The following is a 16,728-nucleotide window of genomic DNA, read 5'->3' as shown; positions in this document are numbered from 1 at the left end:
GTGGTCTCCATCGGACGGCGGCCCGCGCGAGTGTTCGTGGCGGCGACGATGATTCGCATGACGAACCATCGGGTGGCTCGCCGGCCGCTGGCCGCGGCTCTGTGCCTGACTGTCCTGCTGGCTGTCCCCGCTGTCGCGCACGCCGCCGAGCCGCTCGAGCGCAGCGCGGAGCGCACTGCTGAGCGCACTGCTAGGGCGATCGAGCCGATCACCTTCGAGCTGCCCGAGCCGACCGGGCGGAAGAACCTGGGGACGACGGAGCTGCACCTGGTGGACCCGGCCCGCGACGACCTGTCCGCGCCCGGCGGGAAGCGCGAGCTGATGATCAGCGTCTGGTACCCGGCGAGGACCGGTGCGCGTGAGCCGATCGCGAAATACATGCCGGCGAAGACCGCCGCGTTCACCGACGCGCCCTGGGCCGAGGCTTTCGAGCAACCGATCGGCACCTTCGACTACGCGAACACGCTGACTCACTCCCGCGTCGGAGCCACCGTCCAGTACGGGCGGTTCCCGGTGGTGCTGTTCTCACCCGGCTACCCGTACAGCCGGTTCCAGAACACCGCGCTGGTCGAGGACCTGGCCAGTCACGGGTACGTCGTGGTGACGATGGACCACACCCACGAGAGCCCGGTGGAGTTCCCCGGTGAACGGTTCGTGCCCGGCGTAACGCGTGAGCCCGACGCAGCGGCGTACCAGCGGGCGATCGCGACCCGGGTCGCCGACGCGCGGTTCGTGTTGAGCCAACTCGAGCGGCTCGCCGCTGGGCAGAACCCGGACGTCGACGGCAGGCGGTTGCCCGAGGGGCTGGGTGGTGCGCTCGATCTGCGCAAGACCGGCATCTTCGGGTTCTCGGCCGGTGGGTTCACCGGGGCCGAGACGATGCTGGCCGACGGGCGGTTCGCGGCCGGTGCGGATCTCGACGGGATGCTGCAGTACAACCTCGAAGAGGGCCCGCTCGGCGAGGTCGCGAAGCGGGGGCTGGACCGGCCGTTCCTGTTGTTCGGCTCGGACACCAACCAGCGGACCGATCCGGACAAGGACTTCTACGACCGGTCCTGGCCGGCCTTCTGGGAGGCGCAGCGCGGCTGGAAGCTGGACCTGCAGCTGCCCGGGTCCGAGCATCAGGCGTTCTCCGACAACCAGGTGATCTTTCCGCAGGCAATGCGGGCCGTGTACGGCGACGAGCCGGCCGGGCCGATGCTGATCGAGCGAATCGTCGGCCGGGTCGATCCGGGCCGCAGTGTGTTCGCTCAGCGGACCTATCTGGCCGCCTTCTTCGACCAGACCCTGAAGAACCGGCCGCGGTCGCTGCTGCGGTCCGAGTCGCCGCGCTTCCCGGAGGTCCGGTTCGCTCGCTGATCCCTTGCGCGCCGCCTCGATGACGTATCTTGAGAGGCTGGTCGTCCGGGCGGGGTGAATCAAACGACCGGGGCGGTGGGGCGGGGAAGGAGTCAAACACTGCTCTGTGGTGACCGGATGGGCGGGGGTTTCCGGTGCTTTCCGTCACCTGAATACGTCGGGTGGCGTCGCGACCGGTTACCGTGCGTTGAGAAATGCGTTGCTGTCGGCCGTACTCTGTCCTCGGCAGGTCGGTTTGCGCTCGGGGGAACCTGGGGGAACAAGGAGTCCGGCCGCAGGCGTTGACGGCATGACGAGGGTGACAGGCAAGGAGCGCAGTGGCAGGGGCAACTGGAACGAAGACATCGTCCGGTAGTACGTCGTCGACGACGACCGGACGCCGGCTGGTGATCGTCGAGTCGCCGAAGAAGGCGCGGATGATCGCCGGTTTCCTGGGGTCCGGGTACGTGGTGGAGTCCAGCTTCGGCCACATCCGGGACCTGCCGAAGGGCGCCGACGAGATCCCGGCGAAGTACAAGGGACTGCCCTGGGCCCGGCTCGGGGTGAACATCGACGACCACTTCGACCCGCTGTACGTCGTACCGGCGGACAAGAAGGCGCAGATCCGGAAGCTGAAGGACCTGCTGAAGGACGCCGACGAGCTCTACCTGGCCACAGATGAGGACCGCGAGGGCGAGGCCATCGCGTGGCACCTGCTGGACGAGCTGAAGCCGAAGGTCCCGGTCCGGCGGATGGTCTTCCACGAGATCACCCCGAAGGCGATCCAGGACGCGGTCAGCAGCGCCCGGGACATCAACGAGGCCCTGGTCGACGCCCAGGAGGCGCGCCGGATCCTCGACCGGCTGTACGGCTACGAGGTCTCGCCGGTGCTGTGGAAGAAGGTCATGCCGAAGCTGTCGGCCGGCCGGGTCCAGTCGGTCGCGATCCGGATGGTGGTCGACCGGGAGCGCGAACGGATCGCGTTCCGCAGCGCGTCGTACTGGGACCTGGACGCGACCCTCGACGCCGGTGAGGGCCGGACGCCCCGGCAGTTCCCGTCCCGGCTGGTCTCGGTGGACAGCCGCCGGGTCGCCCAGGGTCGTGACTTCGCCGCGACCGGTGAGCTGAAGAGTGGCACCACGGTCCACCTGAACGAGGAGACCGCGACCGCGCTGGCCGCCGCGCTGCGCGACTCGCAGTTCACCGTCCGGGCGATCGAGTCCAAGCCGTACACCCGCAAGCCGTATGCGCCGTTCCGGACCACCACGCTGCAGCAGGAGGCCGGGCGCAAGCTGGGGATGTCCGCGTCGCAGACGATGCAGATCGCCCAGCGGCTGTACGAGAACGGCAACATCACCTATATGCGTACCGACTCGGTCACGCTGTCCGACACCGCGATCACCGCGGCCCGGGCCCAGGTGCGCGAGCTGTACGGCGCGTCGTACCTGCCGGACAAGCCGCGGGTCTACACCTCCAAGGTGAAGAACGCGCAGGAGGCGCACGAGGCGATCCGGCCGGCCGGCGAGGTGTTCCAGACCCCGGCGCAGACCGGGCTGACCGGCGCGGAGTACCGGCTCTACGAGCTGGTCTGGATGCGCACGATCGCGTCTCAGATGAAGGACGCCGAGGGGCGCAGCGTCTCGATCAAGATCGACGCCCGCGCCTCGACCGGGGAGAACTGCGAGTTCACCTCGTCCGGCCGGGTGATCACCTTCCACGGCTTCCTGAAGGCGTACGTCGAGGGCGCGGACGACCCGTCGGCCGAGACCGACGACCGCGAGACCCAGCTGCCGAACGTGGCCGAGGGCGACGTGCTGCCGGCGATCGAGGTGCTGGCGTCCGGGCACGAGACGAAACCGCCGGCCCGGTACACCGAGGCGACGCTGATCCGTGAGCTGGAAGAGCGCGAGATCGGACGTCCGTCGACGTACGCGTCGATCATCGGCACGATCCAGGCCCGCGGGTACATCTACAAGAAGGGCACCGCGCTGGTGCCGGCCTGGCTGGCGTTCGCGGTGGTCCGGCTGCTGGAGGAGCATTTCACCCGGCTGGTCGACTACGCGTTCACGGCGGGGATGGAGGACATTCTCGACGAGGTCGCGGCCGGCCACCTGCAGCGCGAGGGCGTGCTCGGCCGGTTCTACTTCGGCGACGACGGTGTCGAGGGACTGCACTCGATGGTCAACGACCTGGGCGAGATCGACGCCCGGGAGATGTCCACCTTCCCGGTCGGCCCGCCGGACAGCGGCATCGTGGTCCGCGTCGGCCGCTACGGCCCGTACGTCGAGGGTTCGGAAGAGGCTCGCGCCAACGTGCCGGAGGACCTGCCGCCGGACGAGCTGACGGTAGACAAGGCGCTGGAGTTGCTGAGCCAGCCGTCGGGTGTCGAGCACGACCTCGGTACGACGCCGGACACCGGGCTCAAGGTGGTCGCCAAGGCCGGCCGGTTCGGGCCGTACGTGACCGAGGTGCTGCCGGAGGACGCGCCGAAGAGCGCCAAGCCGCGGACCGGGTCGCTGCTCAAGTCGATGTCGCTGGACACGATCACCCTGGACGACGCGCTCAAGCTGCTGTCGCTGCCACGGGTGGTCGGCAAGGATCCGGAGTCAGGTGAGGAGATCACCGCGCAGAACGGGCGCTACGGGCCGTACCTGAAGAAGGGTACGGACTCGCGGTCGCTGCAGTCCGAGGACCAGATGTTCGACATCACCCTGGACGAGGCGCTGAAGATCTACTCGGAGCCGAAGCAACGGGGTCGCCGGGCCGCCGCGCCGCCGCTGAAGGAACTGGGCGAGGACCCGGAGTCCGGTAAGCCGGTGGTGGTGAAGGAGGGCCGGTTCGGTCCGTACGTCACCGACGGGGAGACGAACGCGACGCTGCGCAAGGACGACTCGGTCGAGTCGATCTCGCTGCTGCGTGCGGCTGAGTTGCTCGCGGACAAGCGAGCCCGTGGGCCGGTGAAGAAGACGGCGAAAAAGTCTCCGGCGAAGAAGACGACCGCCGCTAAGAAGACAGCGGCTAAGAAGACGACGGCCAAGAAGAGCGCGGCCAAGAAGACCACGAAGGCCGCCGCGAAGAAGTCGTGAGATAGGTCAGACTGGGGTATGGCGACGACTGCGAAGGGTCCGGCGGAGGTCACCGCAGAGCGGCTGCGCGAGCGGGGCGAGCGGGTCACCCCGGCCCGGCTCGCCGTCGTCGAGGTGCTGGCGAACACCGAGGAACACCTGAGCGCCGAACAAATCGGCGAACGAGCTGAACAGTTGCGGCCGGGCATCCACCGGGCGACCGTCTACCGGGCTCTGGACGCTTTGGGTGAGTTCGGTCTGGTGACGCACGTGCACCTCGGCCGCGCGGGGACGACGTACCACCTCGCCGGCGACCTGGCCCCCAGCCACCTGCACTTGCGCTGCAGCGAATGCGGCTCAGTCCTCGACGTAGCCGGCAACATCCTCGACCCAGTCCGCCGCAAACTCCAGCGAGACCTGGGCTTCCGCCTGGCCCCCGAACAGGTTGCCCTGGTAGGGGTCTGCGCGGACTGCGCAAGCTAAGTACTACGGTCGCCCACGCAGCATCGTGGCCGGAATCGGTCAGAATTTGTGTCCAAATCTGTTGATCGATGTGGATTGGTGAACGGGTTGGTCGTAGGCTCAACGGTTGTGACCTATGACCACAGTTACGTCGAAGACTTCGCCCCTGCCGTTGGAGTGCTGCCGCCGCGCGCCTGGCTGGACGACGATTCCGCCCGGATCGCGCTCACCGGTGACTGGAGCTTCCGGCTCTCGCCGAGCCTGGCCGACGCGCCCGACGACCTGAAGGACCCGGATACGTCGTCCTGGGACACCATCAGCGTGCCGGGCCACTGGCAGTTGAGTGGGTACGGCGCCCCGGCGTACACGAATGTGGTCTACCCGTTCCCGCTCGAGCCGCCGCATGTGCCGACGGACAACCCGACCGGCGACTACGTGCGCTCGGTGATCGTCCCGGCCGACTGGGACGGCGCCCGGGTGGTGCTGCGGTTCGAGGGGGTCGACTCGCGGTTCGCCGTACACGTCGACGGGAACCTGGTCGGCTGGTCGTCCGGGAGCCGGCTGCCGAGCGAGTTCGACCTCACCAGCCTGGTTGCTCCGGGCAAGGAGATCCGGATCGTGGTCCGGGTGCACCAGTGGTCGCTGGGCAGCTACGTCGAGGACCAGGACATGTGGTGGCTGTCCGGCATCTTCCGCGAGGTCAACCTGCTCGCGCTGAAGCCGTCCGCCCCGACCGACGTCTTCGTGAAGGCCGCCTTCGACCACGTCGACGGCGCCGGCACGCTCCTGGTGGAGTCCGACGTACCGGGCACCGTCGTCGTCCCAGAGCTCGGCCTCGAGCTGCCGACCGGTGAGCACACGCGGATCGAGCAGGTCGAGCCGTGGAGCGCCGAGAGCCCGCGCCTGTACGACGCTGTGCTGCGGAGCGAGGGCGGTGAGGTGCGGCTGCGGATCGGGTTCCGCACGGTCGCGATCGTGGACGGCATTCTCACGGTGAACGGGAACCGGGTCCTCTTCAACGGGGTGAACCGGCACGAGTTCCACCCCGACCGCGGTCGCGCGCTGACCGAGCAGGACATGCTCGACGACGTGCTGCTGATGAAGCGGGCCGGGATCAACGCGGTCCGGACCAGCCACTACCCGCCGCACCCGCACTTCCTCGACCTCTGCGACCTGCACGGGTTGTACGTGGTCGACGAGTGCGACCTGGAGACGCACGGGTTCGGTTACGAGCCCGAACCGCCGAACCTGCCGAACCCGGTGATGGACGAGCGGTTCCGTCCCGACCTGGTCGAGCGGATGCGCCGGATGGTCGAGCGGGACAAGAACCACCCGAGCATCGTGCTCTGGTCGCTCGGCAACGAGTGCGGAATGGGCGAGAACCTGCGCGCCATGTACGACTTCGCCAAGGACCGCGACCCCTCCCGGCCGGTGCACTACGAGCGGGACCGGGGCGCGGAGTTCGTCGACGTGTACAGCGAGATGTACACCTCGCTGGAGAACGTGGAGAAGATCGGCGCGGATCCGGCGTCGCACAAGGGACTGCCGTTCATCCTGTGCGAGTACGGGCACGCGATGGGGAACGGGCCGGGCGGGCTGTCGGACTACCGCGCGCTGTTCGAGAAGTACCCGCGCTGCCAGGGCGGATTCATCTGGGAGTGGATCGATCACGGGCTGCGGACGTCTGTGGACGGCAAGGAGTTCTACGCGTACGGCGGTGACTTCGGCGAGACCATCCACGACGGCAACTTCGTCTGCGACGGACTGCTGTTCCCGGACCGTACGCCGTCGCCGGGCATGCTCGAGTACATCAAGGTGATCGAGCCCCTGGTGATCGTTGCTGACGGCAAGGGTGGTGTGTCGATCACCAACCGCTACGAGGTGCTGGACACCAGTCACCTGACGTTCCAGCTGGTCACCGAGATCAACGGTGAGGTCGTCGGCAGCGGCAACTTGCCGGTGCCGGCGATCGCGCCAGGTGAGACCGTCTCGGTCGAGCTGCCGCCGGGGATCCTTGCACAGCGGGAAGCCAACCAGCCGGAGACCTGGGCGACGGTCACCGCCGAGCTCACCGAGGGGACCGCGTGGGCCGAGGCCGGCCATCGGGTCGCCTGGGGTCAGCTGCGGCTCGACACTCCTGCCGAGGCCACCGCACCGACAGGCAGCGGTCCGGCCGAAGGGACTGTCGGCATCGACGGCATCACTCTGGCCGGTATCACCAACGCCCGCCTGGACGTTTGGCGCGCCCAGATCGACAACGACGCGATCCCGGGTGTCGCCAACGCCTGGAAGGAAAACGGCCTGCATCGCGTGCAGCACCGGATCGTCTCCAGTGGTGTCAAGGACGGCGCCTGGGAGGTCGTCACCCGTACTGCGCCGCCCGCGCTGCAGTGGGGTCTCGTCGCCACCTGGCGCTGGACCACCGTCGACGACGGCGTGCTGCTGGACCTCAAGGTCGTGCCGGACGGACAGTTCCCCGACACCCTTCCGCGGCTCGGCATCACCTTCGAACTGCCGAAGGTCGACCAGGTCGAGTGGTTCGGCGCCGGTCCCAACGAGGCGTACGTCGACACCCGCGCAGCGGCCGCGGTCGGCAAGTACTCCGCAACCGTCGACCAACTGCAGACCCCGTACGTCCGCCCGCAGGAGAACGGCCACCGCATCGATACCCGGTGGGCCGCCCTCACCGGTTCGGCCGGTTCCCTCCGGATCGAGGCTGCGCCGGACCTGTTCGGCCTGACAGTCCGGAACTGGACCACGGCCGACCTGGAGAACGCCAAGCACACGATCGACGTGATCCCCGGCGACCCGACGTACGTCACGCTCGACCTGGCCCAGGCCGGCATCGGCTCGAACTCCTGCGGCCCGGCCCTCCCCGACCAGTACAAGCTCCACACCGCCCCGGCGACCCTGTCGATCAAGTTTGTCAGCTGATTGTCAGATCGCGATGGCCGGCCGGGTGGAGACCCGGCCGGCTGGTGGGTGGTAGGAGTGCCAGGCGGAGGTCAGTCGGCGGACGGCTTCGGTGAGTTCGTCTGGGCGGGCGCGGAAGTGGAGGCGGAGGTAGGCGTCGCTGTCGCCGGTCACGTCCAGGCCTGCGCCCGGTAGTACGGCGATGCCGTGGCGCATGGCTGTTTGGGCGAAGGAGTTGCCGTCGCCCTCCGGTAGCCGTACCCAGAGTGTTTGGCCGCCGCGGATCGGCGGGACTTCCCAGGTCGGCAGCTCGCGGGCCAGCAGGGAGCGCAGTTGGTCGTGGCGGCTCTTCAGCTCGGTGGCGAGGTCCAGGGAGTCGAGCCGCGCGACCAACTCTGCGGCGGCCAGTTGGGCGGGTACGTTGCCGCCCAGGTCGGACACCGCGCGGAGCCGGGCAAGCCGCGCGATGATCGGCGTGGGGCCGCGGACCCAGCCGATCCGCAGGCCGCCCCAGACGCTCTTGCTGAGTGAGCCGATCGACAGCACGGCATCGCTGAAAGCGGCGAGCGGCCGCGGCCGAGGTACGCCAGGAAAGCCCAGGTCGGCGGGGACTTCGTCTTCGATCAGCGGCACCCCCAAAGCGGCCGCGGACCGCGCGAGCCGTTGCCGGGCCAACGCGGACAGCACGGAACCGGTCGGGTTGTGATAGGTCGGGATCACATACGCGAGGGCCGGCCGACGCTCGCGAACGGCCGGCTCGAAACCCTCCAGGCCCACCGGCAGACCGCGTAGTACCGCGGCCTCCTCCCGGAAGGCTTCCAGTGCGCCCGGATAGGTGGGGGCCTCGACTAGGACCTGGTCGCCGGGTCGTAGGAACGCTCGTGCCAACAGAGTGAGTGCTTGCTGGCCGCCGTTGGTCACCAGGACCTGATCCGAAGCGGTCGGTACGCCGTGGTCGGAGTACCGGGTGGCGATGGCCTGCCGGAGTACGGGGTGGCCGTACGGGTAGTAGCCGATGTCGCCGCTGATCTTGGCGAGCAGTGGCAGCATGTTGGCGTATGCCTCGGCCAGTTCGGGCGGTGGATCACCGGGTGCGGCGCAGATGGCGAGGAGTACGCCGTCGTCGCGGGACTCCAGCGAATCCAGGAAGATCGGGTCGACCGGAGCGTCTTCCACAGTTGCCGAGGATGGCGCGCCGGCGACCCGGGTGCCGCTGCCCTGCCGGCGGGTGATCCGGCCCTCGGCGCGCAACAGGTCGTACGCCGCGACGACGGTGGTCCGGCCGACCGCGAGCCCGCCCGCCAACGCCCGGTCGGGCGGCAGCTGTACGCCGGGAGGCAGCTCGCCGTCGTCGATCAGTTGGCGCATCCGGGCCGCGAGCAGCACGTACAGCGGGCCGCGGCCGGACGACCAGCGGCCCAATCGGTCGAGCAGCTCGATTGGTCTCATTCGCGAACCAATTCTGCCAGATTGGCTCTGGGGTCGCCAGGGCCCGGCCGGGACGATGAACGGCATGGCCACTTTCCCCCGCAACGAGATCCTTTCCCTGACCGACGAGCAGCCCCGGCACGAACTCGGCGAGAGCTACGGGCCGGACCTGCGGCTGGCCGACCTGTTGACCCCTGAGCTGGGCGAGCTCCTGCTCGGGTACGGCACGGCTTCCGGCGATCACCGGTTGCGGGCGGCGATCGCGTCGTCCCATGGAGTTCAGGCCGACCAGGTCGTGATCACGGTCGGTGGGATGCACGCGATCTTCCTGCTCGCGTATCTGCTGGCCGATGGTGGCGGCCAGGTCGTCACGACCGCGCCGTTGTTCCCGTTGGCCCGCAACGCTTACGAATCCGTCGGCGCCGACGTACGGGTGATCCCCGTGTCCTTCGACGGTGGTTATCGGCTGACCGCGGCCGACGTACGGGCTCAGCTGACGCCGGAGACCAAGCTGGTGAGTCTTGCGACGCCGCAGAATCCGTCTGGTGTTGCCGTCTCGCCGGGGACGCTACGGGAGATCGTGGCCGCGATGGAGGAGGTCTGTCCCGAGGCGTATCTGATGGTGGACGAGACGTATCGGACGGCGGCGTACGGCGATGATCCGGTGGTGGAGACGGCCGTCCACCTAGGGCCCAAGGCCGTGTCGGTGGCGTCGCTGTCGAAGTGTCACGGTGCGGCCGGGCTGCGGATCGGGTGGATCGTCAGCACCGATGCCGCGCTCGTCGATCAGGTGATGCTGGGCAAGTTCAACACGGTGGTCTCCGCGCCGCCGGTGACCGAAGCGCTGGCCGTCCGGGTGTTCGAGTTGGAGGACCAGCTCCTCGCCGTACGACGTCGTCAGCTCGCGGATGGGCTGGCCGCGACCGACGTGTGGGTGCGCGAGAACGAGGACCTCGTCGAATGGATCCGGCCGGACGCGGGTGCACTCTGCTGCGTACGCCTCAAGCCCTCCGCCTTCGACGACGCCGCAGTCGGCCGCTTCTACGAGGTCTCCGCGGACGAGGGTGTACGGGTCGCCAACGGCACTTGGTTCGGTGACGAGCCCCGCACCTTCCGCCTCGGCTTCGGCTACCTCCCCGCTGTCGAGTTGAAGGCCGCCCTCGAGGCCCTGACAACCGCCCTCCGCCGAGCTCGCTAGTCGGAGGTCCAGAAGCTGACCGAGCGTGGCGCTGTCGGGGGCGGCGGATAGGCTTCGGGGCGTGCCGGAGGTGTATGACCCGTTGACTGATCCAGCACCGGCGCATGATCTGCGGGCGGTGCTGCGGATCCGGGCGTTCCGGCGGCTGTGGATCGCGTTCGGGCTGAGCAGCCTGGGCGACTGGATCGGGTTGCTGGCGCTGACCGCGATGGCGAAGGCGTTCGCGGGTGACGACTACCAGATGGCGAACTTCGCGATCGGCGGGGTGCTGTTCCTGCGGGTGTTGCCGGCGCTGGTGATGGGTCCGGTGGCGGGCTGGATCGCGGACCGGCTGGACCGGCGCTGGACGATGATCCTGGGCGACCTGATCCGGGCCGCGTTCTTCGTCACCATCCCGCTGGTCGGCACGTTGACCTGGCTGCTGATCGCCACCGTGCTGATCGAGATCGTCAGCCTGATCTGGGGCCCGGCGAAGGACGCCAGCGTGCCGAACCTGGTGCCACGGCACAGGTTGGAGGCGGCGAACCAGCTCAGCCTGATCACGACGTACGGGTCGGCGCTGCCGGCGGCGGTGATCTTCACCGCGATCACGCTGGTGACGCGTGGGCTCGGCGAGTTCTCGATCGACCTGGCCGTGTACGTGAATGCGGCGACCTTCCTGGTCAGCGGGCTGGCGATCGTCTCCGTCGCCGAGATCGGCCGCGCCGTGCACGAGCACGAGGAACACCCGACCCTGTGGCGGACGATGGTCGACGGCTGGTCGTACGTCACCGGTACGCCGGTGGTCCGCGGCCTGGTGGTCGGGATCTCCGGAGCGTTCGCGGCCGGTGCTGTCGTGATCGGACTGGGCCGCACCTACGTCGAGGATCTGGACGCGGGCGATCCGGGGTACGGCGTGCTGTTCGGCGCTGTCTTCGGTGGTCTCGCGCTCGGGATGGGGTTCGCGCCGCGGCTGTTCTCCGGGCTGTCCCGGCGCCGGTTGTTCGCGGCCGGGCTGGTCGGCTCCGGGATCGGGCTGGCCGGGTTGGCGCTGATCCAGCAACTCGAGATCGCCACCATGATCGCGATCGTGCTCGGCTTCTGCGCGGGCGCCTCCTGGGTCTCGGGGTACACCCTGCTCGGGCTCGAGGTGCCGGATGCGGTCCGCGGCCGGACGTTCGCGTTCGTCCAGTCGGCGGTCCGGACCGTGCTCGCGGTCACCCTCGCGGTGGCGCCGTTCATCGCCGGTGCGATCGGCCGCCGGACCGTGACGGTCGGCGACCGCTCGCTGAGCTACAACGGCGCGGCGCTGACGATGCTGATCGCCGCGATCCTGGCCGGTGTGATCGGCCTGGTCGCCTGGCGGCAGATGGACGATCGGCCCGGGGTGCCGTTCTGGCGTGACGTTCGCCGCAGCTTCGGCAAGACTCCGGGTGTGTACCCGACCACGGGCTTCTTCATCGCGCTCGAGGGCGGTGAGGGCGCGGGCAAGTCGACCCAGTCCGCACTCCTGGTGAAATGGCTGCAGGAGCGCGGTCACGAGGTGCTGCTCACCCGCGAGCCCGGCGCGACCGACCTCGGCAAGACGCTGCGCCAGATCGTCCTCGACCCGGCGACCGGCGACATCTCGCACCGGGCCGAGGCGCTGATCTACGCCGCCGACAAGGCCGAGCACGTGGACTCGGTGATCAGGCCCGCGCTCAAGGCCGGCGCCGTCGTCATCACCGACCGGTACGTCGACTCCGCGCTCGCCTACCAGGGATCCGGCCGGGACCTCGAGATCGCCGACGTGGAGCGGGTGAACCGCTGGGCCACCGACGACCTCCGGCCCAACCTGACCATCCTGCTGGACCTGCCGCCGAAGCGTGGGCTCGGCCGGTTCGAGGAGCGGGACCGGATCGAGGCGCAGTCCGCGGACTTCCACGAGCGGGTGCGGGCCGCCTTCCTCGAGCTCGCGGCTGCCGAACCGCAGCACTATCTCGTCATCGACGCCACCCAGGAACGCGAGCAGATCGCCCAGCAGATCCAGGCCCGGTTGCTGCCGATGCTGCCGAAGGTGGAGCTATGACGGTCTGGGACGACCTGGTCGGCCAGGAACCAGCAGTCGGCGTACTGCAGCGCGCAGTCGCCGGCGCGGCCGCACGGCTGAGGGGCGAGAGCGGGGCGGCCACGGCGGGTATGACGCATGCCTGGTTGATCACCGGGCCGCCCGGATCCGGCCGGTCGAACGCGGGTCGGGCCTTCGCGGCTGCGTTGCAGTGTGAGAACCAGGGCTGCGGCGAGTGCTCTTCGTGCCGTACTGCGCTGAGCGGGGCGCACCCGGACGTCTCGCTGATCCGGACCGAATTGTTGTCGATCCGGGTCGGCGAGATCCGCGAGCTGATCCGCCGGGCCGCGATGAGCCCGACCCAGGGCCGTTGGCAGGTGATGGTCGTCGAGGATGCCGACCGGCTGACCGAGCAGGCCGCCGACGCGTTGCTGAAGAGCATCGAGGAGCCCGCTCCGCGCACTGTCTGGGTGTTGTGCGCGCCGACGGTCGAGGACGTCGTACCGACGATCCGGTCCCGCTGCCGGCTGCTCGTACTGCGCACTCCGCCGGTGGACGCGGTCGCCGAGATGCTGGTCCGCAAGGTCGGGGCCGAGCCGGAGCTGGCCGGATTCGCGGCGCGGGCGGCGCAGGGGCATATCGGGCGGGCGCGGGCACTGGTTCGCGACGAGACGGTCCGGGATCGGCGGACGAGGGTGCTCCAGGTCCCGTTCGCGCTGCGTGATCTCGGGGCCTGCCTGACCGCGGCCCAGCAGCTGGTCGACGCGGCGAAGGAGGAGTCCAAGGCAAGTGCGGCGGCCGTCGACGAGCGCGAGCGGGCGGAGCTGGAGCAGGCGCTCGGGGTGGGGACGAAGGGCGCCAAGCCGCGCGAGGCGAACGCGGCGCTGAAGGAGCTCGAAGACCAGCAGAAGGCCCGCGCCAAACGCTGGGAACGCGACGTGCTGGACCGCTCGCTGGTCGACCTGATGGCGCTCTACCGCGACGTCCTGGTGCTCCAGACGGCCGCCGGCGCGGAGCTGATCAACGCCGAGTTGCACGGAAACATCGACCAGCTCGCCACCCGGACCACGCCCGAACAGACCCTCCGCCGGATCGAGGCCCTCGCCGCCTGCCGCGAGGCCATCGAAACCAACGTCGCCCCCCTCCTGGCCCTGGAAGCCCTGACCATCGCCCTCTTCGAAGGCTGACCCACCCGCCCACGCGCACCCGTCCCCAGCGCATCCGCGCCCTGCGCCCGCATCCCCGCGCCCTGCGCACCGGCGCCCGCCTACCTCCCGGCTCGCCCGGACTGCTCGATCTGCGTGCCCGGTGGGTGAGATCGGGGTCTGGTGGGTGGACGGGCGTGTAACGCGGGGCGGGGTGGGGCCGATGAGGTGGCTGGCTGGACTTGCCAGCTTTGGTGGCCCATCCCGGAGGACGCATGACCCAACCGCCTCCGCTTGGACCGCCTGGGCGGACGCTGCCCTCGGCCGAGTCCTGGCTCACGGGCGTGCCGGTCCCGGACCAGCGCCGGCTCGACCGGTACGCCGTCGCGGCGTTCGCGTTCAGCCTGCCCGGTCTCGCGCCGATCGCGGCGATCCTGGCCGCGATCGCGCTGCCGCGGATCCACAAGGCCCAGACCCGGGGCCGCGGGCTCGCGTACGCGGCGCTGGCGATCAGCGCGTGCTGGGTGATCGCGATCGGCGTCGCGGTCGCGCTCGGGCTGTACGGCGACCAGCGGGCCGGGATCGGGCGGTCGGTGCCGGTCGCCCAGGTACAGGTGAACCAGTGCTTCGACGCCGACCTGGAGGCCCAGACCCTCCGGATGGTTAGGATCGCCGACTGTGCGACGGCCCACTCCGGAGAGGCGTACGCGAAGGTGAAGGCGGCGCTGACCGGGTTGACCGCGGAGCAGAAGGGGACGGTGGCCACGCAGCAGTGCGCGAACGCCTTCCACCAGTTCGTCGGCAAGTCGTACGAGCAGTCGTCGCTGGACATGTACTACGTGGTGCTGGAAGATCGTGCCGTTGCTGATGGCAACGTACTGTGCATGGTCGGGCAACCGGAGCGCCAACTGACCGGCACCATGCGCGGATCACAGCGGTAGTGCGCGAGGGGGGCATGTGAGTTATCCGCCATATCCGCCGGACCCGAACCGGCCGCAGGACACCCCGCGCGCCTTTCCCACCTACGGTCGCCCCGAAGAACCTCCCACCCGGTCCTACGGTCGACCCGTCCAACCGGGACACCAACAGCCGGGACCGTGGGTGCCGCCCCAGTCACCGCCGTACCAGTCAGCGTCGCCCCAATCAGGGCAGTTCCAACCGGGGACGCAGTACCCGCCGACGCAGTACCCGCCGACGCAGCATCAGCCGGGGACGCAGTACCAGCCGGGGACGCAGTACCAGCAGCCCGGGTATCCGTCGGCGTACGGGACGCCGCCACCGCCGTACGGGCATGGCTATGGCTATGGCTATGGGTATCCGGGATATCTGGAGCGGCGGACGAACGGGCTGGCGATCGCGGCCCTGGCCGTCGGGCTGGGGAGCTTGGTGTTCGGGATCGCGGCGCCGGTCGCGGTCGGGCTGGGGATCGCCGCGCTGGTGCAGCTCAAGCGGCGGCCGGAGCGCGGTACCGGGCAGGCGGTGGCCGGCCTGGTGGTCGGCAGCCTGACCACCCTCTTCTGGGCGGGGATTGTGGTCTTGATGGTCGCGGTCGGCAGCGATGTGTCGGACGAGGACTACTCGAGCGGCCAGCCCACCTCGTCGGGATCGGGCACGTACATCGACGAGCTCGTCGTCGGTCAGTGCTTCGACGAGGCCGGCTTCGACGAGGACGAGGTCGATCGGCAACCGTGCGACGAGCCGCACCAAGGTGAGCTGTATGCCGTCGTCACGCTGCCGCCGCAGACCTGGCCGGGCGAGAAGGAGATCGGCGACCTGTCCGAAGCCGCCTGCGACAGGGCGTTCGAGCCGTACGTCGGGATCAGCGTCGACGATTCGGAACTGGAACCGATGATCTGGTACCCCGAGCTCAGCACCTGGAGCAGCGGCGACCGGAACGTCTACTGCGGCGCCTACGGCCCGGACGGCGACGACCTCGACAAGACGGTCAAGAACTCGAGGCGATAGTCCCCGCCCACGCGTGACACGGGCCGTGACCAGGCATGCCCTAGTCTGGCCGCGTGGGCATGGTGATGGCTGTGTCGTTCGAGCGGTACGGACGGCTCTACTACCTCGACCCCGGCCCGCATCGTCCCCGGGTCGGGGACAAAGTGCTGGTCCCGACCGACGACGGTCCCGAGGTCGCCGAGTGCGTGTGGGCGCCACAGGTCGTCACCGAGGAGATCGGCGGGCTGCCGCTGTGTGAGGGGATCGCGTCCACGACCGACCTGGAGCGCGACGAGCAGAACCGGCAGCGCCGGGCCGATGCGAGGCTGACCGCGAAACGGTTGATCCGCGAGCACGGTCTGCCGATGAAGGTGGTCGGCATCGACTTCGTGGACCGCCGGCCGGATGTGGACCAGTTGGTCATCGTGTACTTCTCCGCGCCGCATCGGGTGGACTTCCGGGACCTGGTCCGGGATCTGGCTCGCGGTCTGCGGGCGCGGATCGAGTTGCGTCAGGTGGGTGCGCGGGACGAGGCCCGGTTGCAGGGCGGGATCGGGCCGTGCGGCCGGGATCTGTGTTGTGCGACGTTCTTGAAGGACTTCGAACCGGTCAGTGTGCGGATGGCGAAGGACCAGGATCTGCCGCTGAACCCGTTGAAGATCTCCGGGGCTTGTGGGCGGCTGATGTGCTGCCTGAAGTACGAGCACCCGCTGTACCAGGAGTTCAACGCGAAGGCCCCGCCGACCGGTACGCCGGTCGAGACGCCCGCGGGGGACGGGGTGGTCGTCGGGCACAACGTCCCGAGCGACACGGTGGTCGTCCGTCTGGCCGCATCAGGCCGGCGCTGTGCGTGCAGTCGAGCGGACGTGTGCTCGCCGAGGCAGCAGTACGAGGCGTCGCCGACGACAACCCCGGACGCCCCACTACCCGAGGCACTCGCAGAACCACTTGTAGTTGAACAACAGTCGGTCCGCTCCGCAGACGTCGCCGAGCGGTCGGACGGTGAAACCGAGCAAGCAGAGCAGCAGACGCAGGCGGACGAGGCCGGGTCGGCCTCGCGGCCCCGGCGCAAACCCCGCAGACGTCGCCGGCTGAGCAACCAGGGCCCGGGCGAGCAGGCGGGGCCTGTAGGTGTGGGTGAGCAGGGTGGCGCCATACCGGATGACGACAGGCCGGATGAGGATATGGGAGACGGCTCGCGGTGATGAC

At 69.4% G+C, this 16,728-nt stretch carries 11 protein-coding genes; 10 read left to right on the top strand and 1 reads right to left on the bottom strand.

The genetic code is table 11. From position 1 onward, the window contains the following. Positions 1 to 57: 57 nt before the first annotated feature. The 4 genes from EV643_RS11515 to EV643_RS11500 all read left to right on the top strand — a co-directional run bounded on the left by EV643_RS11515 (position 58) and on the right by EV643_RS11500 (position 7,799). Positions 58 to 1,359, top strand: a complete 1,302-nt coding sequence (locus tag EV643_RS11515) for an alpha/beta hydrolase family protein (protein ID WP_166665410.1) — start codon at positions 58 to 60, stop codon at positions 1,357 to 1,359. Positions 1,360 to 1,676: 317 nt separating this feature from the next. After that, a complete protein-coding gene (gene topA, locus EV643_RS11510) occupies positions 1,677 to 4,424 on the top strand; it encodes a type I DNA topoisomerase (protein WP_166665409.1) in 2,748 nt (915 codons plus the stop codon). Between the two features lie 18 nt (positions 4,425 to 4,442). Further along, entirely contained in the window at positions 4,443 to 4,886 is a 444-nt protein-coding gene (locus EV643_RS11505; RefSeq protein WP_133799990.1) for a Fur family transcriptional regulator, read from the top strand. A gap of 108 nt (positions 4,887 to 4,994) precedes the next feature. Beyond that, on the top strand, positions 4,995 to 7,799 hold the full coding sequence (locus EV643_RS11500; protein ID WP_238165513.1) for a glycoside hydrolase family 2 TIM barrel-domain containing protein: 2,805 nt from the start codon (positions 4,995 to 4,997) through the stop codon (positions 7,797 to 7,799). A gap of 3 nt (positions 7,800 to 7,802) precedes the next feature. Here EV643_RS11500 and EV643_RS11495 read toward each other — a convergent pair whose 3' ends face one another. Then, entirely contained in the window at positions 7,803 to 9,227 is a 1,425-nt protein-coding gene (locus EV643_RS11495) for an aminotransferase-like domain-containing protein (RefSeq protein WP_133799988.1), read from the bottom strand. Between the two features lie 64 nt (positions 9,228 to 9,291). On the opposite strand from EV643_RS11495, the gene EV643_RS11490 reads away from it, so the two are divergent. The 6 genes from EV643_RS11490 (at position 9,292) to EV643_RS11465 (ending at position 16,724) form a co-directional block, all read left to right on the top strand. Further along, the gene (locus tag EV643_RS11490; RefSeq protein ID WP_133799987.1) at positions 9,292 to 10,404 is read left to right on the top strand and encodes a pyridoxal phosphate-dependent aminotransferase; all 1,113 of its coding nucleotides are present in this window, start codon (positions 9,292 to 9,294) and stop codon (positions 10,402 to 10,404) included. Positions 10,405 to 10,465: 61 nt separating this feature from the next. After that, on the top strand, positions 10,466 to 12,451 hold the full coding sequence (tmk, locus tag EV643_RS11485; protein ID WP_133799986.1) for a dTMP kinase: 1,986 nt from the start codon (positions 10,466 to 10,468) through the stop codon (positions 12,449 to 12,451). Beyond that, positions 12,448 to 13,617 carry a DNA polymerase III subunit delta' gene (locus tag EV643_RS11480; protein ID WP_133799985.1) on the top strand — a complete coding sequence of 390 codons (1,170 nt, stop codon included), beginning with the start codon at positions 12,448 to 12,450 and terminating at the stop codon, positions 13,615 to 13,617. Before tmk ends, EV643_RS11480 begins: the two co-directional genes overlap by 4 nt. A gap of 233 nt (positions 13,618 to 13,850) precedes the next feature. Continuing rightward, entirely contained in the window at positions 13,851 to 14,516 is a 666-nt protein-coding gene (locus EV643_RS11475; RefSeq protein ID WP_133799984.1) for a DUF4190 domain-containing protein, read from the top strand. Between the two features lie 160 nt (positions 14,517 to 14,676). Then, positions 14,677 to 15,540 (top strand): DUF4190 domain-containing protein, encoded by an 864-nt coding sequence (locus EV643_RS11470; RefSeq protein WP_133799983.1) that lies wholly within the window; start codon positions 14,677 to 14,679, stop codon positions 15,538 to 15,540. Positions 15,541 to 15,599: 59 nt separating this feature from the next. After that, positions 15,600 to 16,724, top strand: a complete 1,125-nt coding sequence (locus tag EV643_RS11465) for a PSP1 domain-containing protein (RefSeq protein WP_238165521.1) — start codon at positions 15,600 to 15,602, stop codon at positions 16,722 to 16,724. The last annotated feature ends 4 nt before the right edge of the window (positions 16,725 to 16,728 follow it).

The sequence above is a fragment of the Kribbella caucasensis genome (assembly GCF_004361855.1).
GTDB classification, from domain to species: Bacteria; Actinomycetota; Actinomycetes; order Propionibacteriales; family Kribbellaceae; genus Kribbella; species Kribbella caucasensis.
The sequence above is the reverse complement of the archived record's forward strand: the minus strand, read 5'-3'. Positions and strand labels throughout refer to the sequence as shown.